Annotated in this window: 20 protein-coding genes and 4 tRNA genes; 1 reads left to right on the forward strand and 23 read right to left on the reverse strand. The window is 36.0% G+C overall.

Annotated elements, in window-relative coordinates; genetic code table 11:
- From BC6307_RS22805 to BC6307_RS22910, 22 genes are all read right to left on the reverse strand, one after another.
- On the reverse strand, positions 1-1,230 hold the full coding sequence (locus BC6307_RS22805) for a S1C family serine protease (protein ID WP_066413565.1): 1,230 nt from the start codon (positions 1,228-1,230) through the stop codon (positions 1-3).
- 168 nt (positions 1,231-1,398) lie between these two features.
- Positions 1,399-2,193 (reverse strand): MBL fold metallo-hydrolase, encoded by a 795-nt coding sequence (locus BC6307_RS22810; protein ID WP_066413568.1) that lies wholly within the window; start codon positions 2,191-2,193, stop codon positions 1,399-1,401.
- A gap of 6 nt (positions 2,194-2,199) precedes the next feature.
- On the reverse strand, positions 2,200-2,991 hold the full coding sequence (locus BC6307_RS22815) for a two-component system regulatory protein YycI (protein ID WP_066413570.1): 792 nt from the start codon (positions 2,989-2,991) through the stop codon (positions 2,200-2,202).
- Between the two features lies 1 nt (position 2,992).
- Positions 2,993-4,318 carry a YycH family regulatory protein gene (locus BC6307_RS22820; protein ID WP_066413572.1) on the reverse strand — a complete coding sequence of 442 codons (1,326 nt, stop codon included), beginning with the start codon at positions 4,316-4,318 and terminating at the stop codon, positions 2,993-2,995.
- Positions 4,315-6,144, reverse strand: coding sequence for a cell wall metabolism sensor histidine kinase WalK (walK, locus tag BC6307_RS22825; protein WP_066413574.1), 1,830 nt, complete (start codon positions 6,142-6,144; stop codon positions 4,315-4,317). The genes BC6307_RS22820 and walK overlap by 4 nt, the downstream gene beginning before the upstream one ends.
- 5 nt (positions 6,145-6,149) lie before the next feature.
- A complete protein-coding gene (yycF, locus tag BC6307_RS22830) occupies positions 6,150-6,854 on the reverse strand; it encodes a response regulator YycF (RefSeq protein WP_066413577.1) in 705 nt (234 codons plus the stop codon).
- 610 nt (positions 6,855-7,464) lie between these two features.
- Positions 7,465-8,952 carry a M23 family metallopeptidase gene (locus tag BC6307_RS22835; RefSeq protein ID WP_084380264.1) on the reverse strand — a complete coding sequence of 496 codons (1,488 nt, stop codon included), beginning with the start codon at positions 8,950-8,952 and terminating at the stop codon, positions 7,465-7,467.
- Positions 8,953-9,315: 363 nt separating this feature from the next.
- A tRNA-Phe gene (locus BC6307_RS22840) sits at positions 9,316-9,388 on the reverse strand.
- Between the two features lie 87 nt (positions 9,389-9,475).
- Positions 9,476-9,551: transfer RNA gene (locus BC6307_RS22845), tRNA-Asp, on the reverse strand.
- 45 nt (positions 9,552-9,596) lie between these two features.
- Positions 9,597-9,671 (reverse strand) — tRNA-Glu (locus BC6307_RS22850).
- Positions 9,672-9,678: 7 nt separating this feature from the next.
- A tRNA-Lys gene (locus BC6307_RS22855) sits at positions 9,679-9,754 on the reverse strand.
- Positions 9,755-10,447: 693 nt separating this feature from the next.
- Positions 10,448-11,734 (reverse strand): adenylosuccinate synthase, encoded by a 1,287-nt coding sequence (locus BC6307_RS22860; RefSeq protein ID WP_066417495.1) that lies wholly within the window; start codon positions 11,732-11,734, stop codon positions 10,448-10,450.
- 168 nt (positions 11,735-11,902) lie between these two features.
- Positions 11,903-13,270 carry a replicative DNA helicase gene (dnaB, locus tag BC6307_RS22865; RefSeq protein ID WP_066417493.1) on the reverse strand — a complete coding sequence of 456 codons (1,368 nt, stop codon included), beginning with the start codon at positions 13,268-13,270 and terminating at the stop codon, positions 11,903-11,905.
- Between the two features lie 160 nt (positions 13,271-13,430).
- A complete protein-coding gene (gene rplI, locus BC6307_RS22870) occupies positions 13,431-13,880 on the reverse strand; it encodes a 50S ribosomal protein L9 (RefSeq protein ID WP_066417492.1) in 450 nt (149 codons plus the stop codon).
- Complete coding sequence (locus tag BC6307_RS22875) at positions 13,877-15,853, reverse strand: DHH family phosphoesterase (protein ID WP_066417491.1); 1,977 nt, start codon at positions 15,851-15,853, stop codon at positions 13,877-13,879. The genes rplI and BC6307_RS22875 overlap by 4 nt, the downstream gene beginning before the upstream one ends.
- Before the next feature lie 25 nt (positions 15,854-15,878).
- Positions 15,879-16,814, reverse strand: a complete 936-nt coding sequence (locus BC6307_RS22880; protein WP_066417489.1) for a YybS family protein — start codon at positions 16,812-16,814, stop codon at positions 15,879-15,881.
- A 155-nt stretch (positions 16,815-16,969) separates the two neighbouring features.
- Entirely contained in the window at positions 16,970-17,206 is a 237-nt protein-coding gene (gene rpsR, locus BC6307_RS22885) for a 30S ribosomal protein S18 (protein WP_066417506.1), read from the reverse strand.
- Between the two features lie 38 nt (positions 17,207-17,244).
- Positions 17,245-17,769 carry a single-stranded DNA-binding protein gene (gene ssb, locus BC6307_RS22890; protein ID WP_066417486.1) on the reverse strand — a complete coding sequence of 175 codons (525 nt, stop codon included), beginning with the start codon at positions 17,767-17,769 and terminating at the stop codon, positions 17,245-17,247.
- A gap of 45 nt (positions 17,770-17,814) precedes the next feature.
- Entirely contained in the window at positions 17,815-18,102 is a 288-nt protein-coding gene (gene rpsF / locus BC6307_RS22895) for a 30S ribosomal protein S6 (RefSeq protein ID WP_066417483.1), read from the reverse strand.
- Between the two features lie 116 nt (positions 18,103-18,218).
- On the reverse strand, positions 18,219-19,319 hold the full coding sequence (gene ychF, locus BC6307_RS22900) for a redox-regulated ATPase YchF (RefSeq protein ID WP_066417481.1): 1,101 nt from the start codon (positions 19,317-19,319) through the stop codon (positions 18,219-18,221).
- A 233-nt stretch (positions 19,320-19,552) separates the two neighbouring features.
- Positions 19,553-19,750 (reverse strand): DUF951 domain-containing protein, encoded by a 198-nt coding sequence (locus BC6307_RS22905; RefSeq protein ID WP_066417480.1) that lies wholly within the window; start codon positions 19,748-19,750, stop codon positions 19,553-19,555.
- Positions 19,751-19,877: 127 nt separating this feature from the next.
- Entirely contained in the window at positions 19,878-20,891 is a 1,014-nt protein-coding gene (locus BC6307_RS22910; RefSeq protein ID WP_066417478.1) for a YkvI family membrane protein, read from the reverse strand.
- 225 nt (positions 20,892-21,116) lie between these two features.
- Here BC6307_RS22910 and yyaC point away from each other — a divergent pair, with 225 nt between their 5' ends.
- Positions 21,117-21,740 carry a spore protease YyaC gene (gene yyaC, locus BC6307_RS22915; RefSeq protein ID WP_066417476.1) on the forward strand — a complete coding sequence of 208 codons (624 nt, stop codon included), beginning with the start codon at positions 21,117-21,119 and terminating at the stop codon, positions 21,738-21,740.
- A 95-nt stretch (positions 21,741-21,835) separates the two neighbouring features.
- Here yyaC and BC6307_RS22920 read toward each other — a convergent pair whose 3' ends face one another.
- A complete protein-coding gene (locus BC6307_RS22920) occupies positions 21,836-22,558 on the reverse strand; it encodes a DUF554 domain-containing protein (RefSeq protein ID WP_066417460.1) in 723 nt (240 codons plus the stop codon).
- Between the last annotated feature and the right edge of the window lie 37 nt (positions 22,559-22,595).

Genomic DNA, 22,595 nt, shown 5'->3' on the forward strand with positions numbered 1-22,595 from the left:
TTAATAACCTGATTCGGTTAATTGTATCGATGTATTTTGTCTTTCTCTACCTCTATAAAACGTCACATTCATTTCTTCGCCGACTTGCTTTTCATTATATAAATGTTTACGTAATTCAATAACATCATATATTGGATCTCCATCTAATTCAACAATCACATCGTATTGTTGTAAACCTGCACGAGAGGCTGGTGAATTACCTGCAATATTTGTTATATAAACACCATAGTTTACATCGTTCGGTAGCTTTAATGTTTGTTGCCAATGATAGCTCGGAATATCAGCTAATGACCCAATACTAACACCGAAATACGGGCGTTGAACTTCGCCGAATTCCTCTAAATCGTTAATAATTGGGATTACTGTATTCGCCGGAATAGAAAGTCCTATTCCTTCTACCGCTTCTTGTGCAATTTTCATTGAATTTACGCCAATTACTTGCCCTTGAATATTGACTAATGCTCCACCACTATTACCTGGATTAATTGCTGCATCCGTTTGCATCACGTCTGCATGCCAATCTGGGTTCCCATCACGATCAATATCAACAGGGATACTCCTATCCGTTCCAGATATAATTCCTTGTGTTACGGAACCTGAAAATTGTAATCCTAACGGGTTTCCTATCGCTATTACGGGTTCCCCTGTACGAACATTGTCTGAATTACCAAATGTCGCAACTTTCGTCACAAGTGAATCCTCCATAACTAACACTGCAAGGTCTGTCCATGGATCTTCTCCTAACACTTCGGCAGGTACTCGTGTTCCATCCACTAAACTGACCTCTACCGTCGTAGCTCCTTCAATTACATGATAATTTGTTACGACATAAGCACGGCCATTTTCCTTTTTGTAAATAACACCAGAACCTGTACCAGCCTCTCCTTCTTCCGATGCTACTTCATTTTGCCAAAACGATGCATGTTGAATATTAATTACCCCAACAACAGCCTCTGCTACTCCATCTACTATTTCTGTTATTTCTGTCGAGACATTTACTGAAACGTTGCGAACTTCTGCTGGCATTCTGTCCACATTACCGTTTTGTCTCGATTCTCTCTCTTCAATCGCAGCTAGATTTTGCCGATCATTCCCGAAAAGATTAGGAAATGCGACGAGAACGATAAAGCCAGCTAAAGCTAAACCGATTAGAGTAGGTATTAAGTAACCACCTCGATTTCCTTTTTGCTTTTTGTTTTTGTCCTTTACATGCTGATCATAATATCCCACGTATTAACCTTCCTTTCAGAAAAAACGCCCGTTACATATCCGCTTATTCTGAGGAAAACTTTCCGATTTACTCTCTCTTCCTGACAGTACTTCTTAATTTAAGTATGTTTCCAACTGTGCTTTCAAGGAGAAAATAACCAAAAAGAAAGGCGCAAAAGCCAAAGACTTTTACACAAAAGCTAGCGGTGTCGGAACTGTTGGATCTGTATCGTACAGTTCTACTTGCTCCCCTACAACAATGTTTCTTGTTTGTAGCGTCTGCGTAACGGACATTTTCGCTAAATCTTTCATGTTATTATCTTGACTTAAATGCGCCAAATAAATACGTTTCGTTTTATCTCCAATTACATCTGCCATTGCTAGTGCGGCATCCTCATTTGATACGTGCCCCACATCACTTAAAATTCTACGTTTTATACTCCAAGGATAACGGCCCATTTGTAGCATTTGAACGTCGTGATTGCTTTCAAATACATACACATCCGCATCACTTATTACACCCTTCATACGGTCGCTTACATAGCCTGTATCGGTTATAACTACTAACTTCTTTGCTCCATCATGAAAGGCAAAGAACATTGGCTCAGCAGCATCATGAGATACACCAAACGATTCAACCTGCAAGCTCCCAAATGCTTTCGCCGCTCCTGTATCAAAAATAAATTTTTGGTCAACAGGAATTACACCAATATTACTTTCCATCGCTTTCCACGTTTTTTCATTTGCATATATAGGTACGTTATATTTACGAGCAATAACGCCAAGTCCTTTTATATGGTCACTATGTTCATGAGAAACAAGAATTCCTGATAAACCGTCTACTTTTTTACCAATTTTATCGAACAGTTCTTGCATTTTTTTACCGCTTAAACCTGCATCTATTAATAATGAATGCTGATCATTTTCAACATATATTGCGTTTCCTGTGCTGCCACTTGCAAGCACGCTAAACTGCATGCTCATACCTTCTCACTCCAATTTTCGATTTTCTCTTTTGATGACTTGTCCTTCAAATGCATTCACAAAAAAATCTTGTTCACCGTTTATTTCAATAAACCAAGTAGGCGTTAAAATATGAGAATTTGGTAGTTCAACAATTGGATAATAACCTAACTCCACGTCTGTAATACTACTACTAGGTTTTAATTCGCTATTGTAATATAAATTTTCTAACGCTTTTATTGCCGTAATCGTATCTTGTGGTTCATCCATCGGTTCAATATTATCAATAAATGTCTGGTCATACGATACGATATGGTTATCCTCATTTAAGTTAAAAACAACCATACCACCTACATTACGATAAATAAATTTATTATCATACTTTTGGAAAAAAGTAATGGAGCTTGCTTCTTCCTCTATCGCCCATAAATCATACTGATCTCCTAATAAAACATGCTCAGTCAAAATTTGAAGCAATCTCGCTTCTAGATTTGTTTCAGTAAGTTCAATAGGCTCCTCAAACATGCTAAATAAGTGAGTAGAATCAATCACAATTGCTTCCTGACCTAACTCCTCTAAAATTTCTATATCTTCCTCTGAAAAAGGACGGCTTATTCCTCCTAAAAAGCTTGCACTAACAGATTCTTTCGGTATATCACCTATAATAATTTCATCTACTTCAAACTTCTCTTCGATGGATGCTTCTGTAATAATATCAAGCTGACTACTTTCACGTTTTTCTACAAGGTGATACCCTAAAAATATATTAAGAATGAGAAACGTAAAGATGAAAATGGTTTTTGTTTTCCTCCAATCCATTCTACATTCCTCCTAAGTCTTCTTTTGGTTGAAAGCTAATTTTATACCAATTATCACGATATTGATACATCCATATCGGTTCTAAAATAAATACCGGCTCATAAATCGTATCTCTTTTCAACTCATATCCAATTCTTAAATCTTGTAGGTTTTCAATTTCAAATCCAGGATTTCTTTTTAATTCTGCTAATGCAATATTTGAATTTGGTAACGTAACAGAAGCTACTTCGTTTCTAATGGTATATTTTAATTCAAACAAAGGCCTTACGTATTCATAAATTTCGTTATTCCGCCAGATTTGTACAATCTCCGTCAAACCTTGAGTATTAATAACTGGATATCCATTTACATGTAGTCGAAACACAGATGTATGGTCTCGAAAGTCTCTCTTCCAACCCGCAAATAAATATTTATCTGTCCAACCACTATGCTCATTGATAAAATCTATACTTGATTCAATTATTTTAAAATCAGATGTATTCATTGCATCCGCATTAACTGGATTAACATATTGAAGTCTTGCATAGTTTTGGTCAATGGTCATGAGTCGATATCCATCCGTATAAACTTCTTCTGAGCCTGTTTCCTCTTTAGTCACTCTACTCGGATCACTAAATAAGGCATTTTTGAAGTTTTCTGGTGAGTATAGATCTGCAAAATAATGCATGCGATTTAATTTTTTTTCTCCAAACGGCGCAAAAATGTCTTTCGTTGGTGAAATATCAATTTTACGATAGGCATCATATCTTACAGATGGACCAAAAAAGCTACGATCAACCATTAACAGATCTAAATTATGAACGAACGCTCGATAAATAAGACGTTCATCATAATTTACTAGATGAATAGTTGGATTTTCTTTGTTCCCGTCAACATCAATTACTACTCGATCTACTGATACGTTCGGAAAATCTACATCTTCTTGAAATTGTATAAAACGATTTAATGTTGATAGAGGGATTTCATCCGGTAAAACTACTTCAATTTTTCCTTTTCCGTGCATAAAGGAAGTAAAATCTTCTTGTGCGACTAGCGGAGAAATTTGTTCTATTGCTTGAACTCTCCACCTCTTTATTTCCTTCACTAACCGTTCTATTTCCTGTTGTTCCTCTGTTCCGTAATGTATACCATCATGATGAAAAAGTAATTTCATCGGTCTTATTAACGTTGATATATCATATTTATCTTTGATCGCTACATCTTGTATAAGTTCTTCTCTTCCGATGTATTCATAGGCAGGCTGGTACGTCCATATATTCCAAGTTAGCAATAAACTAACGAGAACGAGTATAGTTAATATAATCGATTTAATATTTTCGTATGTCATGTCCAGTCATCCTCTTGATTATCAATTAAAGGCAAAGTAAAAAATATAGAAGTGCCTTTTCCTTCTTCACTTTTCGCCCAAATTCTACCGTCATGTGCCTCAATCATTTCTTTTGCAATCGCAAGGCCTAACCCTGTACCACCAAGTTTTCTCGTTCTCGCCTTATCAACACGGTAAAAACGATCAAAGATTTTATCAAGATCTTTTGCAGGTATACCGACTCCTTCATCACTAATACAAATTTCAACATGTTGCTGTTGTACTTTTAAATGAAATGTAACTGTACCGCCTTCAGGAGAATATTTCATCGCGTTTGAAATAATATTATCAAGCACTTGTGTAATTTTATCGATGTCTATATAAACGTATATATGCTCATTCGGTAAATCTCGTTGAAACGTTACATCGCTAGATTTTGATAATTCAAAGCGATCAATGACTCGATTTAGAAATGATACAACATCAAAGGAATCTTTTTGTAGCATATAGTCTTTTGAGTCCATTTTTGAAAGTTTCAGCAAATCATTAACTAACCGAATCATTCTTTCTGTTTCTTGCTGAGTTACATCCAAAAATTGAGGAGCAATTTTTTTGTCTTCCCAAGCTCCTTCTGTTAATGCCTCAATATAGCTTCTCATTGTAGTCAATGGAGTCCTTAATTCATGCGATACATTCGCTACAAACTCGCGACGATCTTGATCTATTTTTGCTTGTTCCGTAATGTCATGCAAAACAGTAATTAAACCGTTAATAAACCCAGTTTCTTTTTGGATAACAGAATTAGAAGCTCTCAATATTAATGGACTGTTTTTACTACTAAAATCTAAAATTAAAGAATCCTGTTCGGACATTAATGTTTCAAATGTATGGTCTTCTTCTATTCCTAAAACTTCAACAATCGGCTTTGCTAACACTGTTTCACGTGGAACATTTAGCATTTTTAGCGCGGGTTCATTAATTAATATAACTCTTCCTTTTCGATCCGTTGCAATAACGCCATCTGTCATATGAGATAGTACAGAGCTAAGTTTTCTCCGCTCCCCTTCCGTAGTAGCATTCGCTTCCTGTAATTTTTTGGTCAAATTATTGAAAGACAGAGCTAGCTGGCCTATTTCATCTTCCCCATAAATTTTTACTTTCCGTGAAAAATTACCTTTGGCCATCTCTATTGCTTGTTTTTTCATATCTGACATCGGCCTTGTAATCGTCCTAGCTAACAGAATTCCTAACGCAGCTGTAACAGCTAACGCGATAATTGTACCAGTCGCAAAGATATTGTTGATTTCTCTCATTTGACCGTACACATTTTCCATCGTAGCAATTAAGTATATGGCTCCGATTACCTCTTGGTTGTTCGTTTTTATCGGGGAAACAATAATCCGCATTCGGTTTCCAGTGTTAGGGTCAATAGCAAACTTTTTAGAAGGCGTCCCAACACCTAATGTTTGTTTTACTATTAACTCATTTGTTCTCTTACCGACGTATTTTGATTGGTTGTAAGGATTAGATGTACCTAGCACTTTACTCTGACTATTAATTACACGTACTTCTAATATATCTTCCGAAGTAAAATCTTGTAGTATCCCTCTTATATCTTCTTCGATCGTGTTTGTCGTGTCATCTCTTGTCTTTTTCATTTCTTGCTCAATGTTATAGGCAAGAAGATTAATTCGTTCTTCTAATGAGGTTGAAAAGTTTTCTACTAGCTGCGTTTCTAATTGACGTACGAAATAAACACCGATAATCTGAATGGCTGTTAATATAAGCAACACGTATATTAACACAAACTTTAGATGGATTGATTTAAAAAAACCTACTTTTTTCATCGTGTTTACTCCTGGTCTGAATTACGCAGATAATACCCTACCCCTCGTCTAGTTACAATTGCAGTTGGATTACTTGGATTATCTTCTATTTTTTCTCTTAATCGACGAATCGTTACATCGACTGTTCGAACGTCTCCAAAGTAATCATATCCCCAAACTGTTTGTAACAGATGTTCACGAGTCATGACTTGTCCGATATTTTTCGCTAAATAATGTAATAACTCAAATTCACGATGCGTTAATTCAATCATGTCACCACGTTTTGTTACCATATAAGCACTTGGATGAATAATTAAAGAACCTACTTTAATTTCAGCAGAATCATCTTCTACTTCTGCTGCTTTTTGTTGATGACGACGTAAATTAGCTTTTACTCTGGCAATTAGTTCACGTGTACTAAACGGTTTCGTAACGTAGTCATCAGCTCCTAGTTCTAGACCTAACACTTTATCTATTTCTGAATCCTTTGCTGTTAACATAATAATAGGCATATCATATTTTTTACGAACTTCACGGCACACTTCCATACCGTCCTTTTGAGGTAGCATTATATCTAATAGTATTAAATCTGGCTTAATCTCATCTACTTTCTCTACTGCCTCTTCACCATCATATGCACAATGGACTTCATAGCCTTCCTTTTGTAAGTTAAACATTAATATATCTGCAATTGGCTTTTCATCGTCTACTACTAGTATTCGTTTATCCATAAGTATCTCTCCTTCATCTTTAGCGATAATCTATTTATATTTTTTTATTTGTGTTCATTTTCTCTCTATTAACTTTACCATGTCAACCATTGTAAATCATCTAGTTAACCTATTTGGAAAATATTATTGGTACTTTTATAAGTCTACCTTGAGAATAGCATCGTAGTTTTATGTTAGTCGTTTCACTTCGCTACAGACACTTGCTTGGTCGACCGTACCGCGACGTCCTGTCGCACGGTCGACACTAGCACATCCTGTGCGTCGCCGCGGGGAGATGTCTAGCTTCGGCGGCTAGGTCCGGCTCAAACTTTCATTTATCTCCTGCGGAAAAGCTCCAGTTTGATTGGACCTAAGCGAGACGCCTACGCTTTTCATGGAGCCGAGCCTCCCTCTTCTCCCGCAGGAGTCAAGTGTCTTCCGCTCCGTTCCACTCACGGTTCTATATCTTAAAAGGTAAAATATTGTAGCAATAAGGAGTTTCTATTTTTCATACCCATGGTTCAAGTTTTTCTTGTAATGGTCTACCTCTTATATCAAATACGATAAAGGGTTAAAAAAACCTCCAGCAACTTTTAAAATGCTAGAGGTTTTTACTAATCTATTATCTATATTATCTATTTAAAAATTGTAGTGGATCACGTACAACACCATTTTGATGCACTTCAAAGTGTAAGTGAATTCCAGTAGAGTGACCTGTCGAACCCATTACTCCAATTTGTTGACCTTGAGCTACTGTTTGGCCTTTTGAAACAGAGATCGAAGATAAGTGAGCGTATAGCGTTTTAAGTCCATTTTGATGGTTAATAATAACTTTGTTTCCGAATGCGCCATCATAGCCTGCAAACTCTACTACACCGTTATCAGCTGCTTTAATCGTATAATTGCTCGGTCTAGCAATATCAATTCCGTTATGCATTCGTCCCCATCTATAACCCATTTTACTAGAAATGTACCCTCCAGAAGCTGGCCATGCTAGTGTCCCGTTTCCTCTAGAAGGGATAACTTTCGTACCTTTTAAAACGATTTGGTCAACAGCTTCTTTTGTTACCTTCTCTTCTTTAATTTCAGTACTAACTGTTTTCCCATTTTCTAACGTTACAACCGAATGGATAGACTTTTCTCCATTCTCTCCTTTTTGTTTTACTTTCGTTTCACCTTTTAACATATTGCTATCTTCTTCTACTTGCTGTTTATATGGAACTTCTTCTGTAACACGCATTTCCTTCATTACAACAATATGTATAAATGGTTTAAAAGCTGTAACATTTAACTCATCACCAATACGTAATAAAGAGTCTTCAGAAATATCATTATTAAGATCTAATAGCTCTGCAGTAGTTAAACCATGATCTTGAGCAATAGAACCTAATACATCACCTGCTGCTACTTCATACGTTTGTTCTTCGAGTGTACCTTTTTTCAAGTACGTAACAGCCTCTTCTGTAGATAATATTTCTTTTGGCAAAATTTCTTTTGATAAAACTGAAACTTTTTCTGTCATTACTACGTCTAATAAACGAGTTTCATTTTCTTGAAGTTTAGGTAGTTCCTCTTCAAGTGATTTTCTTAATTCCAATTCTTGTAGTTCTTCCTCTGATACGAAGTCAAGCTTTAGTTGTTTTATCACTTCTTCCGCTACTTCTTCAGACGCTAAATAAACGATTGGCTCACCGTCAATAACAATAGCAGAAGCATTAGCCTTTACTTCTACTTGATCTACTGCTTTTTTTACAGTACTTTCATTTTCCGCATTCGGTCGGAATGTAGTTTCTGGAATAAAGGAAACTTGATTTCCAATCGTTAATTCTAGCTGTTTAAAATTCTTCTGTTCTGCATCGATTTTTGAATCTAATGCATTCTCAAGAATAGAAGTATCGTCAACAGAACCAATACGCTCACCGTTCACATAAACGTGATATATAGTTCCTATAGAACTTTGGCTAGCGTGAGCAGTGTAAACACCTAATGTTAATGTAGCTACCGCTACTGTTGAAATAACACCTTTTTTTGCTATGTTTATTAGTTTATAGTCGATTGGCTTTATATTATTAAGTTTTTTTCGGTATGTATTGTATAAAGTTTTGATATGGCTGATCATGGTATTTCCCCCTGATATCCAATAATCTTTTAAGATAGGTCTTTTATACCTATCATTATTTTTTCTGACTTTACTAACATACCATATTTTAATAAAAAAGTAGAATAGTTGGATGAAAGATGTAACATAAATGTATTATTAGTGTCATATTTGCCCGTTTTTTGAAACATTTTTGTACAAAATGCTTCTATTTTACCTAGTAAAGACTACTTATCCTCTATATTTATCAATCTTTCCATTTATATTAACCTTTTGTTTTTAACTTGCATGTCTACCTATAATTTTTTTAATCCTTTTATTACCAGTCCCTTTAAATAAAAAAGAAAACACACTAACCGATTATAGTTAGTGTGTTTTTATAAGTGGCTCGGGACGGAATCGAACCGCCGACACATGGATTTTCAGTCCATTGCTCTACCGACTGAGCTACCGAGCCATATTATTATATAAAGGCCTAAACCTTATTTACTTGTCCATTGTACACTTCTCAAGTCACTTAATCAAGATGCAATGTATATGTAAATGGCGGTCCCGACGGGAATCGAACCCGCGATCTCCTGCGTGACAGGCAGGCATGTTAACCGCTACACCACGGGACCTCTTAATAATCTCTTTTATCGCTTTATTGCACATTATGTATATAATGGTGACCCGTACGGGATTCGAACCCGTGTTACCGCCGTGAAAGGGCGGTGTCTTAACCGCTTGACCAACGGGCCATTTCAATGGTGTGCCATGAAGGACTCGAACCTTCGACCCTCTGATTAAAAGTCAGATGCTCTACCGACTGAGCTAATGGCACATATAATAAATACTGCCTAAATATTTATACTTTTGTTAGTTTGCGACCTTTTCGAGGAAGCTTTTCCTTTTGTCGTCCATGCCTCAGGATGATTATTCAAGAAGCATCTCGGCATGTACGCTGAAGCATATGCTTCGTAGCTTATTCCGACGTGCTCTACCGACTGAGCTAATGGCACATATAATATTAATTTCGGCCTAAATATTTATGTTGTTGTTATTTTGCAACTTTTTCAAAGGAGCTTACTCTGTTGTGTCCTCGTCTCAGGAAGCTTATCCAAGAAGTGGCTCGACGAGTACAACTCGCTGTCTTTTCGGTGAAGCGTTGCTCGTTGCTCTACCGACTGAGCTAATGGCACATATAATAAATACTGCCTAAATATTTATACTTTTGTTAGTTTGCGACCTTTTCGAGGAAGCTTTTCCTTTTGTCGTCCATGCCTCAGGATGATTATTCAAGAAGCATCTCGGCATGTACGCTGAAGCATATGCTTCGTAGCTTATTCCGACGTGCTCTACCGACTGAGCTAATGGCACATATAATATTAATGCACTTATTATGGTAATCTACTGCTTAAATAATGTATCAGCAGCAGCGACGTTTTTTATAATATCATAACTGGGGCAAATAAAGCAATAGTTTTTATAAAAAAATAAACCCCTTTTCTTCAAATAAGAAAAGAGGTTATTTCTATTAAGCATAAACACTACGTACTACATTAGTTTGCGAACGATCTGGACCGACAGAAAAGATCGATAAAGGAATACCTGTTAGTTGTGAAATACGTTCTACATAGTGACGTGCATTTTCAGGAAGTTCTCCTAATGTTTTCACTCCTGTAATATCCTCTGTCCAACCTGGCATTTCTTCGTATACTGGTTCACATTCAGCAAGAATTTTTAAGCTAGCTGGGAATTCTTCCATTACTTTACCTTTATATTTGTATGCTACACAAATTTTCAACGTTTCAATACCTGTTAAAACATCAATAGAATTTAATGATAGGTCAGTAAGACCACTCACACGTCTAGCATGACGTACAACAACACTATCAAACCAGCCAATACGGCGTGGTCTACCAGTCGTTGTTCCGTATTCTCTACCTACTTCACGAATTTGGTCACCGATTTCATCATGTAATTCTGTTGGAAACGGCCCATCCCCTACACGAGTAGTATAAGCTTTTGATACTCCTACAACATGATTGATTTTTGAAGGGCCTACACCTGAACCAATTGTGACGCCACCTGCAACAGGATTGGAGCTTGTTACGAATGGATACGTTCCTTGGTCAATATCTAACATTACTCCTTGTGCACCCTCAAAAAGAACACGACGGCCTTCATCTAGTGCATCATTTAATACGACTGATGTATCACAAACATATTTTGCAAACTGTTGTCCATACTCATAATACTCATCTAAAATATCTTCTTTTTGGAAGCCTTTTGTTTCATACATTCTTTCTAATAAGCGATTTTTTTCTTCTAAGTTACGTGTTAGTTTTTCTTCAAATGTTTCGCGGTCTAGAAGGTCTGCAATACGAATACCGATACGTGCTGCTTTATCCATATAAGCAGGTCCTATTCCTTTTTTCGTTGTACCAATTTTGTTTGCACCTTTACGCTCTTCTTCTACTTCATCTTGTTTTAAATGATACGGTAAGATAACGTGTGCTCTATTACTAATCCGTAAGTTATCGGTACTGATTCCACGGTCGTGTAAATATTTCAATTCTTGGATTAGTGCCTTCGGGTCAACTACCATTCCGTTTCCGATGACACATATTTTATTATAATAAAAAATACCTGATGGAATTAAATGTAGTTTGTATGTTTCACCATTAAATTTAATCGTATGTCCAGCATTGTTACCACCTTGATAACGTGCAATTACTTCTGCATTTTCAGAAAGAAAATCTGTAATTTTCCCTTTACCTTCATCGCCCCACTGTGTTCCTACTACGACTACTGATGCCATAGATCGTACACCTCCACTTTATGTAGACTATACTTTTCATTGAAACATTCATTAGTTTATCAATATTTTACGTTCAAGTCAAACAAAACACGAACGATATTTTAGTATTTTCATATATTCGTTCGTAATATTTTACAAGAAAGAAAAAACACCTATTAATAATAGGTGTTATGCCCCTGATGGGATTGCTTCATCATCAAATCGCCGCTCTAAATTAACGAACTTATTATATTCTTTTACGAATGCTAGCGATACTGTACCAACTGGACCGTTACGTTGCTTCGCGATAATAATTTCAATAATATTTTTATTTTCACTTTCCTTATCATAATAATCGTCACGATATAAGAAAGCTACAATGTCAGCATCCTGCTCAATACTTCCAGATTCACGAATGTCAGACATCATTGGACGTTTATCTTGACGTTGCTCTACGCCACGTGATAACTGCGATAATGCAATGACAGGTACTTTTAATTCACGAGCTAATGCCTTTAATGAACGAGAAATTTCTGATACTTCCTGCTGACGGTTTTCTCCGCCATTTCGACCACTACCTTGTATAAGTTGTAGATAGTCAATTAAAATCATCCCTAATCCATTTTCCTGTGCAAGACGACGACATTTAGAACGAATTTCACTAACTCGAATACCAGGTGTATCATCAATGTATATACCAGCATTTGATAAGCTACCCATTGCCATCGTAAGTTTTCCCCAGTCCTCTGTCGTTAGCTGGCCTGTACGTAAGTTTTGGGCATTTATATTTCCTTCTGCACAAAGCATCCTCATTACAAGCTGGTCTGCTCCCATCTCTAAACTAAAGATAGCAACATTTTCCCTTGCTTTTACCGCTACGTTTTGCGCAATATTTAGGGCAAATGCTGTTTTACCAACGGAAGGACGTGCTGCTACAATAATTAAGTCATTTCGCTGGAAACCCGCTGTCATTCTGTCTAATTCGGAGAAACCAGTAGGAATACCTGTCACTTCTCCTTTTTGATTATGCATTGCCTCTATATTATCGTAAGCTTGTACGAGTACATCTTTTATATTTTTAAAAACACCTGCATTTTTTCGTTGTGATACTTCTAATATTTGCTTTTCTGCCTCATTCAATAAACCAGCTACTTCATCTTCTCTTGCATAACCTTCCTGAGCGATGTTTGTTGCTGTACGAATTAAACGGCGTAAAATAGATTTTTCTTCTACAATTTTTGCGTAATATTCAATGTTTGCCGCAGTCGGAACCGCATTTGCTAAGTCACTTAAATACGAGACTCCACCAATTTCTTCTAATATCTTTTGGTCCGCTAAGCTAGCAGTAACTGTTACTAAATCTATCGGTTCGCCTTGGTCAGATAATGTAAGCATCGTATCAAATATTTTTTGATGTGCTGCTCGATAAAAATCATCTGGTAATAATAGCTCAGAAGCTAGGGTTAAAGAGCTTGGTTCAAAAAATATTGCACCTAATACTGCCTGTTCGGCCTCAATATTTTGTGGTGGTATTCTATCTGCAAACAGGTCACTCATCTCTTTTGATTCCTCCCTTTCCTCTCCTAAACTAGTATTCTATTTATGTTTTATTTCAAAATTTTTTCATAGAAAGCGAAAGAAAACTCGGCTTATTGCCGAGCTTCTCACTACTTAAAGCCTATCACGAATTGTAGTTTCATTCAATGTTAATTACTTCTTATTTCTGTTCCGTTACATGTACTTTTAAAGTTGCTGTTACTTCTGTGTGTAATTTAATTGGCACATTCGTGTAACCTAATGCACGAATTGCATCATCTAGTTCCATCTTTCGTTTGTCTATTTTTGTTTTATGTTTTTTATTAAGCTCTTCGGCAATTTGCTTTGTCGTAATGGAACCGAAAAGGCGTCCACCTTCTCCAGCTTTTGTTTGAAATTGTAAAGTTATTTTTTCTAATTTTTCTTTTAGCTTCTTAGCTTCTGCTAATTCGTTTGCAGCATCTTTCGCTTCTTTATTTTTTTGCGCTTCTAAAGATTTTAAATTAGCAGGAGTTGCTTCTAAAGCTAAACCTTGCTTTAATAAAAAGTTTTGCGCATATCCATCTGCAACGTTTTTTACTTCACCTTTTTTCCCTCTACCTTTTACATCTTTTAAAAATATTACCTTCATTCCTCTTTAGTACCTCCTTCAAAACATTGGTCTATTGCTTGCTGTAGTAATTTCTCAGCCTCTTCTAAAGACATCTGTAGCTGTGTGGCAGCGTTTGTTAAATGCCCGCCACCCTGAAGATTTTCCATAATAATTTGAACGTTCATATCACCTAATGATCGTGCACTAATTCCAACCTCTTCTGCTCCACGTTTAGCCAATACAAATGAAGTATGAATATCACTCATTGATAATAACGTATCTGCGGCCTGAGCGATTAAAATTTGGTCCACTACCGCCTCGTCTGTTCCTTTGGCAATAACAATTCCATCCCTATACACATAGGCGCTTTCAATTAACTTTGCACGTTTCACATAGTTGTCTAAGTCTTCCTTTAACAACTTTTGCACTAAAATCGTATCTGCACCTTGAGTTCGAAGATAGGATGCAGCATCAAACGTTCTTGAGCCCGTTCTTACGGTAAAGCTTTTCGTATCAACCATAATACCAGCTAATAATGCTGTCGCTTCAATCATTGAGATCTTGGAACGTTTTGGCTGGTATTGGATAAGCTCCGTTACTAGTTCTGCTGTAGAGGAAGCGTACGGCTCCATATAGACAAGTAGTGGATCTTCAATAAAATCCTCCCCGCGTCGATGATGATCAATGACAACCACTTTATCAAGCTTATTTAACACTTTTTCATCTATTACCAATGATGGTTTATGAGTATCTACAACTACTAATAACGTATCCTGTGATGAAATTTCATAAGCTTCTTCAGGAGTAACGATACGATCCCAAAGTGATTCATGTTCTTTCATTACTTCTAAAAGGCGACGAATCCCCACATCAATTTCTTGATGATTTAAAATAATATAGGCTTCTTTTTGGTTTAATTGAGCAACTTTCGCAATTCCTATTGCAGCTCCAATCGCATCCATATCCGGATAGCGGTGCCCCATTATTAACACTTTATCACTATCATTAATAATCTCTTTTAATGCATGAGAGATAACTCTAGCTCTTACACGTGTTCGTTTTTCTACTGGATTTGTTTTTCCACCGTAAAAGCGAACTTTACCATTCGTTTGTTTTATGGCAACTTGGTCTCCACCCCGACCTAATGCTAAGTCTAAGCTCGATTGCGCCAACTGACCTAACTCTGGCAATGATGGGACACCTGTTCCAATTCCAATACTCAATGTTAATGGTAAGCTTTGCTTAGATGTTTGTTCTCGCATTTCATCTAATATAGAAAATTTACTTTTCTCTAATTTACTTAAAATATGTTTGTTAAAAATGGAAATATAGCGCTCAGCGGATACTCTTTTTAAGTATACTCCATTTTCAAGTGCCCACTTATTTAATATTGACGTTACTTGGCTATTTAACGACCCTCTAGATTGATCATCCATGCCTTGCGTTACTTCATCGTAATTATCCAAAAAGATTGTTCCAATAACAGTCCGCTCATCTTCATAAAGACGTTCTATTTGAACTTGTTCTGTTACGTCAAAGAAGTATAATAATCTTTCTTCTCTTTTGAGCACTATTTTGTATTTTCTATCAAAAATAGAAATAATCTCATTATCCTTTTCCTGCTGTTTTAGAAAAGGAATTAAATCATCAGCAACCTCGTATAACGAGCGACCAATTAACGTGTCTTCTTGGTAGCTAGAGGCTATAAAAGGATTTGCCCACTCTATTTGATAATCATCGTTAAACAGCATGATTCCAATTGGCATCTCCATTAATGCTTCTTCGCCTACTTTTTTAAGACGGTAAGATAAAGTGGATATGTATTTTTCGACTTCTTGTTTAGAAGCTGCTTCTACTTTTACGTAATAATAAACAACTAAACCGAGAAGAATAAATCCTCCTATCCCAATTAGCCATTGGAAAAACATAAGCGCAATGTTTAAACAAGCCGCTAAAGCTAACAACGTATAGAAAGGATGCCTAAAGCGCTGTATTTCTAAGTTATTAGGCATTAATTTTCAGCTCCTAGTTTCCAATTTACTTACCAGCTAAACGTTTCCTTAACTCAAACCCAATATCAATGATACCTACCATTCTTATTATATAAAGGATAGGTGGAACAAGGAAAGAGGTAATAACAATTATAATTGGAATTGCTTTAGCCCATCGTTTAATATGCGCTAAGAAGAAGAGGAAAGAAAATCCTTGTACTGTCATCGCTAACATTAGTATGTACATTAAGTTTAATGTTGCTAAATGCAGCATTGACCCTTCTTCCATTTGCATAAAAGAAAATAGCAGAACTACTAAATAATACCACAATAAACTTTTTGGTAATACTAACTCCCTAAACGGAGGAAAGAAAGGTACTTCATACTTCATCCTTCTTAAAAAGAAAGCAGATAACCATTGAGAAATAAATGCAAAGGCAATTGAAGTCGTAACTAGCAAGGATGGTAGTAAATATAAGAACATCGTTGTCATTTCTTCAATTCTTGTTATTACTTCGTCCATTTGTTCTTGCCCCACAACTGCTAGCATACTTTCAACCATTTGGATCGACTCGTTTGTAGTCGTACTAATAATTTCTGTAATGTTGAGCTCAAATAGAACCATCGTTAAGACGTAGAATATAAGAAAGTTCGCTAAATAAACACCGGTTGTAACACCTAACACTTTATATCTACTTGCTTTTTGACTATATAGATGTCCTATTGCAATTCCAGCTGTACTTGTAGGTAAGCTTATCATTAAAGCAATTGGTGACCCGAAAAGAATCGCTAGTATGTTAGCTAACACGACAACACCTAATGAGTGCTTCCACCCATATTTATTCGCATAAAAAACAAACGGTAACACCATTGCAATCATTGTTATGGTGCCAATTATAGGTATGTAAATGGTAATAAGTAAAAGGACTACATATATAGCTAAAAGAATAGCACCCTCTGTTAATCTTTTTGTTCCATTCATCTATTTTTCTATCCTCCTTATTAACTACTTACTATTTTACCCTAAAATAAAAGGAACATATGTTACTTTTGCTTATAAGAGGATAAATTCGCTAAATAACTAAACTGTAAAAAAGAAGGCAGCAAGATTATCTCTCACTGCCTCCTCTTTATTTATTATTCACCAACAACGTATGGTAATAAAGCCATTTGACGAGCGCGTTTGATCGCGATCGTTAATTTACGTTGGTATTTAGCGCTAGTACCTGTCACACGACGAGGTAAAATTTTTCCACGCTCAGATACAAATTTCTTTAACACATCAATATCTTTGTAATCGATATGAGTGATACCGTTAGCTGTGAAATAACAAACTTTACGACGTTTGTTACGTCCGCCTCTGCGTCCTCCCATTGCCATATTCATTTCCCTCCTTTATTCTTTATTCCGTATTAGAACGGTAAATCGTCATCAGATATATCTATTGTTTGTCCCTCATTTGCGAACGGGTCATCATCAAGACGTGTAAAGCCTTGATTGCGGTTGTTATTATTAGAACCGCCTCGTTGGTCATGGTTCTGATCATTTCCAAATGGAGAAGAACCGTACCCTTGATTTTCATTGAAATTAGGGCGACTTCCACCGCCGCCAGAAGCATTTCGTGGTTCAAGGAATTGAACACTTTCCGCTACTACTTCTGTTACGTATACACGACGTCCATCTTGACCTTCATAATTACGTGTTTGCATACGACCATCTACTCCTGCTAAACTTCCTTTTTTCAAGAAGTTGGCAACATTCTCAGCTGGTTTTCTCCATACAACACAGTTAATAAAATCTGCTTCTCTTTCACCTTGTTGGTTTTGAAAAGCTCTATTAACTGCTAACGTAAATGTAGCTACAGCTACTCCACTTGCAGTATAGCGTAATTCAGGGTCTTTCGTAAGACGACCTACTAAAACAACGCGATTTAACATCAGAACCACTCCCCCTTTTAACAACCCCACGAAGAGGAATATATATTATTCGTTTTCTTTAATTACGATATGACGGATGATGTCTTCGCTAATTTTAGCTAGACGATCAAACTCTTGAACAGCAGCAGCTTCAGATGCTACTTTTAAGATCATATAGTAACCGTCGCGGAAATCATTGATTTCGTAAGCTAAGCGGCGTTTTCCCCACTCTTTTACTTCAGCAATTTCAGCACCATTTTCAGTTAAAATTCCGTTGAAACGCTCAACTAAAGCTTTTTTAGCTTCTTCCTCAATGTTTGGACGGATGATATACATAACTTCATACTTTCTCATCACAGTCACCTCCTTTTGGTCTAAACGGCCCATATAAAGGGCAAGGAGCAATTAATTAAATTAATAAATTACTCACGATACAACATTATAACAGATAATATGAATCAGCGCAAGACCTATACGTTGAATCGGAAATGGATTACATCTCCGTCTTTTACTAAATACTCTTTACCTTCTAAACGTACTTTTCCAGCCTCTCTTGCAGCCCCCATTGATTTTGCATCTAGTAGGTCCTCATAAGAAACAGTTTCTGCACGGATAAAACCTCTTTCAAAGTCCGTATGGATAATGCCAGCACATTGTGGAGCTTTCATTCCTAATCTAAATGTCCATGCACGAACTTCTTGTTCTCCAGCTGTAAAATAAGTTGCTAAACCTAGCAAGCTATATGCAGCACGTATTAATTGATCTAAACCAGATTCTTCAATTCCTAGCTCTTCTAAGAACATTGCTTTCTCATCAGCATCTAATTCTACTATTTCAGACTCAATTTTTGCACAAACAACTATTACTTCTGCTCCTTCATTCCCGGCAAATTCACGTACTTTTTGTACATATTCATTATCAGATGGATCAGCTATGTCATCTTCGCTTACGTTCGCTACATAAAGAACAGGTTTGCTAGTTAATAAATGCATCCCTTTAACAAATTTAGCTTGCTCTTCTGTCACTTCCACTGTGCGTGCAGGTAGCTCATTTTCTAGAGCTTCTTTTAGCTTCACTAAAACTTCGTGCTCATAAACAGCCTCTTTATCTTTTTGCTTAGCTAATTTCGCTACACGCTCTAGACGTTTATCTACTGATTCTAAGTCCGCTAAAATTAACTCTAAATTAATTGTCTCAATATCTGCGATTGGATCGACTTTACCAGAAACGTGAGTAATGTTCTCATCAGCAAAACAACGAACTACATGGCAAATTGCATCTACTTGACGAATATGAGATAAAAATTTATTACCTAATCCTTCGCCTTTACTTGCTCCTTTTACGATTCCAGCAATATCTGTAAATTCGAAATGAGTCGGTACTGTTTTTTTCGGTTTTACTAATTCTGTTAATTTTTGAAGGCGATCGTCTGGAACATCTACAATTCCGACGTTCGGATCTATTGTACAGAACGGGTAGTTTGCAGACTCCGCTCCTGCTTGTGTAATTGCATTAAATAATGTTGATTTCCCTACGTTTGGTAGACCAACAATACCAGCTGTTAAAGCCATTTTATCCACTCCTTAAAAAGTACGTTTACGCATACTTAACCTTTACCAATTATAGATAGTAAATGGTGAAAAGACAAGCTGTATTACTTTTGGAGGTGATAGGTTTCATTTATATAATTGAAAATCTGTTTTTGTTTAATAAAGATTTTGTTTGGCTTAATTTTTTAAATTCCAACAAAAAAACTTACCAATATTTAGTCGGTAAGTTTTTTGTATTGTTTCACGTGAAACATTTACTGTTCGTGTTTCACTAAAATTTTCTTAATTTTTCGTGCGAAGTCTTTTCTTGGCATCATAATGCTATGTTCGCAACCTTCACACTTTATTCGGATATCCATTCCCATTCGAATAATTTTCCAACGGTTTGTACCGCAAGGATGTTGCTTTTTCATTTCCACTATATCATTTAATCCAAATTCTTTATCTACCATTTCCTGTTTCCTCCTACCCCACTTGCTATTCATACTCGCTATGGAAATATTCGGTATACCGTTCATTAATATATTTATTATAAATCGAACTGAATCAGAATTCTAGCATATTTATAAAAGAAAGAGTTTAATTGCGGTTAACGATTGGATATAACAGGATTGATGCAAGTAAATATAAATTCACGATCCCAAATAAGGGATAAAGTATAGCAACTAATGTTGAAAAACCGAATGATGTAAAGGGAACCATTAGTACAAGAATAATGAAACATATTCCCCATACGGGTAGAGAAACATAACTACGAATCCGTGTGATAATTCCCATAAGTTGAGATGCTGCTGTCGTATAAATAGCAACCCAAAGTAACAACGTCATAAAAAAGAACATATAATATGGATAGCTTTGGATAATAGCAAATAGAGGAATCTCAAAGAACTCTAACTTACTCTCAACCGTTATAAGTGCTCGATTATATAAGTACGAAATACTCCCTAATAAAACACCACTTCCTATGCTAGCAATATATATTTCCCGTTTTTGTTTTACTTCACTTCCAACCGCTGACAGCACTGCAATTAACGGTAGTATATTTAACGCTGTAAATGTAAAGGCACTTGGCCAATTATTTTGCTCGTTTAAGGATAGCTTGAAATTCGCTGCAACTTCCGTACTTGTAAATGTTATTAGCACAGCAGCTAACGCAATTACAATAACAGGCAACATAAATGTATTAACTGTAATCATTCCCTTAACACCATAGACAAATACTACAAACAGTAGTATGCAAATAATAAAAATTCCCGTCCAATATGGTATGGAAAATACTTCTAATGCAGCCCCACCACCAGCTAGCATTACTACAGTTGTCATAAATAAATAGACTATAATAATTACATCATATGCAGAAGCTAATTTTGGACCAATAATCTTCTTTAACACTGGTGAAAAATGTTCCGACTTTTCCTCCACACTTACCGACATAATAATATAGCTACACACAATAAATAATAACGAAAACAAAAAAATAGCTAGTCCGCTTTCTACACCAAAAAATTGCCAAAGTTCCCTACCCGAAGCATACCCTGCTCCAATTACAGTACCTAAAATTAAAAACATCCATTTAAGACCGTTCTTCAACATCCTTCCTCCTAATACATACTCTTTATTTCAATGCACTACTAATCTTCCTTGCAATTACTTTCTAAACAATAAGTTTTTCTAGTAAAAATTTCACTCATCCGATCAATAACTCACAACACTCTTATCTATCTATTAATTTTCCAATAAAAGAAAACAATGATATTGATGTATAGAATTTGGAAAAGAGCCGTATACTGTTACTACTATTAACAAGGAGTGGAACCTATGAATCTAAAATCTAACTTTTTTGACAAGAAAAGTGATATTACGAGGATTGCACATGATGCTAAAGATGCTCCTGTTAGCATTGCAAAAGCATTACAAGATTTAATGCCTCGTTTTATTACTCTACGTCCGATCGTGATCGTCTGTATTGGGACCGATCGTTCAACTGGTGACTCATTAGGTCCACTTGTTGGAACAAAATTAAGAGAATATAATTCTCCTTCTATACATGTATATGGCACATTGGACGACCCTATTCATGCAGTTAACCTAGAAGATAAAATAGATCAAATTATGAAGCTTCATCCGAACCCTTTTATTATTGCAATTGATGCTTGTTTAGGTCGTTTAAAAAGTGTTGGACAAATTACAGTTAGCGATGGGCCTGTTATGCCTGGGGCAGGTGTAAAGAAGGATTTACCTCCAGTTGGCAATATACATTTAACTGGAATTGTAAATGTTAGTGGGTTTATGGAGTTTTTCGTTCTGCAAAACACAAGACTAAGTTTAGTAATGAAGATGGCTAATACAATTGCAGCTTCTATTTCCGAACTCTCACTCAATATAGAAAGAAAAGATTTACTATCTGATTTCGATACCGACCAAGAGCAAATGAATTCATAATTTACCGTTTCGCACGATGTAAAAAAAAAAAATGGAGCTTTTTTCCAACTTAAAACAAAAGGCACCCATTTAGTAAAATGGATACCTTTTGTTTGTTATATTAATATAATATTATTCGAAACAAAATAATAACCTGTAACAATTAGTGCAGCTACTAATAAACCTGGCAATAAGTTCGCAACACGAATTGAAGTTAATCCAATTAAGTTCAATCCGATTGCCATAATCATCACTCCGCCAGTTGCTGTTAGCTCGAAAATATATAAATCTAACAATTCACTAGATACATATTTATCAATTTGAGTAGCAGATAATGCGATAACTCCTTGATACAGCATCACTGGAATTGCCGAAAAAAGAACTCCAATCCCTAATGTTGTCGTTAAAACTATACTCGTAAAGCCATCAATAATGGATTTAGTATATAAAACGGTATGATCTCCTCTAAGTCCGCTATCTAGTGCACCTACAACTGCCATTGCACCTATAACAAATATAAGTGTAGCTGAAACAAAGCCTTTCGATATAGAACCTTCCTGTCCATTTCCAAACCGCTTCTCTAGCCAATTACCTAAAGAATTTAACTTTCCATCTAAGTCCCACCATTCTCCTAATACCGCTCCAATAACAAGACTTATTATAACAATTAACATTTGCGTACTTTTAAATGCCATTTGTGTTCCAATTACAAGGACAAATAAACCAATTACTTTCATTACTGTTTCTTTCGTATTTTCTGGAATTTTCGTAAGTAACTTACCTAATAAAGTACCAATAATGATACATAATCCATTAACAATTGTACCGAGGAGCACCATATTAACTTCTCTTCCTTCCTTTTTCAAAAAGTATATT

Source organism: Sutcliffiella cohnii (assembly GCF_002250055.1).
Lineage (GTDB): Bacteria > Bacillota > Bacilli > Bacillales > Bacillaceae_I > Sutcliffiella > Sutcliffiella cohnii.

Coding starts and splice junctions, on each gene's coding strand:
- rpsF (WP_066417483.1), bottom strand. CDS start 18,102: ATGAGAAAGTATGAAGTTATGTATATCATCCGTCCAAACATTGAGGAA.
- BC6307_RS22880 (WP_066417489.1), bottom strand. CDS start 16,814: ATGAATGGAACAAAAAGATTAACAGAGGGTGCTATTCTTTTAGCTATA.
- BC6307_RS22875 (WP_066417491.1), bottom strand. CDS start 15,853: ATGCCTAATAACTTAGAAATACAGCGCTTTAGGCATCCTTTCTATACG.
- BC6307_RS22820 (WP_066413572.1), bottom strand. CDS start 4,318: ATGACATACGAAAATATTAAATCGATTATATTAACTATACTCGTTCTC.
- BC6307_RS22905 (WP_066417480.1), bottom strand. CDS start 19,750: ATGGTAGATAAAGAATTTGGATTAAATGATATAGTGGAAATGAAAAAG.
- yycF (WP_066413577.1), bottom strand. CDS start 6,854: ATGGATAAACGAATACTAGTAGTAGACGATGAAAAGCCAATTGCAGAT.
- rplI (WP_066417492.1), bottom strand. CDS start 13,880: ATGAAGGTAATATTTTTAAAAGATGTAAAAGGTAGAGGGAAAAAAGGT.
- BC6307_RS22910 (WP_066417478.1), bottom strand. CDS start 20,891: ATGTTGAAGAACGGTCTTAAATGGATGTTTTTAATTTTAGGTACTGTA.
- walK (WP_066413574.1), bottom strand. CDS start 6,144: ATGAAAAAAGTAGGTTTTTTTAAATCAATCCATCTAAAGTTTGTGTTA.
- BC6307_RS22810 (WP_066413568.1), bottom strand. CDS start 2,193: ATGAGCATGCAGTTTAGCGTGCTTGCAAGTGGCAGCACAGGAAACGCA.
- BC6307_RS22835 (WP_084380264.1), bottom strand. CDS start 8,952: ATGATCAGCCATATCAAAACTTTATACAATACATACCGAAAAAAACTT.
- BC6307_RS22860 (WP_066417495.1), bottom strand. CDS start 11,734: ATGGCATCAGTAGTCGTAGTAGGAACACAGTGGGGCGATGAAGGTAAA.
- BC6307_RS22920 (WP_066417460.1), bottom strand. CDS start 22,558: ATGGTGCTCCTCGGTACAATTGTTAATGGATTATGTATCATTATTGGT.
- ychF (WP_066417481.1), bottom strand. CDS start 19,319: ATGGCTTTAACAGCTGGTATTGTTGGTCTACCAAACGTAGGGAAATCA.
- ssb (WP_066417486.1), bottom strand. CDS start 17,769: ATGTTAAATCGCGTTGTTTTAGTAGGTCGTCTTACGAAAGACCCTGAA.
- dnaB (WP_066417493.1), bottom strand. CDS start 13,270: ATGAGTGACCTGTTTGCAGATAGAATACCACCACAAAATATTGAGGCC.
- BC6307_RS22815 (WP_066413570.1), bottom strand. CDS start 2,991: ATGGATTGGAGGAAAACAAAAACCATTTTCATCTTTACGTTTCTCATT.
- yyaC (WP_066417476.1), top strand. CDS start 21,117: ATGAATCTAAAATCTAACTTTTTTGACAAGAAAAGTGATATTACGAGG.
- rpsR (WP_066417506.1), bottom strand. CDS start 17,206: ATGGGAGGACGCAGAGGCGGACGTAACAAACGTCGTAAAGTTTGTTAT.